This window comes from uncultured Microbulbifer sp., from assembly GCF_947489355.1.
Lineage (GTDB): Bacteria > Pseudomonadota > Gammaproteobacteria > Pseudomonadales > Cellvibrionaceae > Microbulbifer.
This window is the reverse complement of sequence record NZ_CANLDD010000184.1, coordinates 1-430: the sequence shown is the minus strand read 5'-3', so window position 1 is coordinate 430 and position 430 is coordinate 1. Positions and strand designations below refer to the sequence as shown.

Annotated in this window: 1 protein-coding gene; it reads right to left on the bottom strand. The window is 54.4% G+C overall.

The genetic code is table 11. The features are described from left to right. Positions 1 to 430: IS3 family transposase (locus Q1A48_RS21380; protein ID WP_299948900.1), on the bottom strand; the 430-nt coding region annotated here is incomplete at both ends.

The following is a 430-nucleotide window of genomic DNA, read 5'->3' as shown; positions in this document are numbered from 1 at the left end:
TTTGAGCATTCCAATATTTTTCTTCAGCCACATTCGGCGGCAAACCGTCGTTGTTCTGGTGTGGCCGTATCTGGCTATAGTAGCCGATGATGTAATCGTTGATCGCCTGCTTTGCTGCCGGGAAGCTCGAGTAGCCAGTCTCCGGTACCCACTCCGTCTTCAAGCTCCTGAAGAAACGCTCTGTCGGCGCATTATCCCAGCAGTTCCCACGGCGACTTAGGCTCTGCTTCATCTGGTAGCGCCACAGCAATTGCCGAAACCCCAAGCTGGTGTACTGGCATCCTTGGTCTGAGTGAAACATTACACCTTCAGGCTCACTTCTCGATTCATAGGCCATCGTCAACGCCTTCTTTACTAGCGCCGTATCTGGTGATAGCGACAACGCCCAGCCAACGGGCTTGCGCGCGAACAGGTCCAGAACCACCGCCAG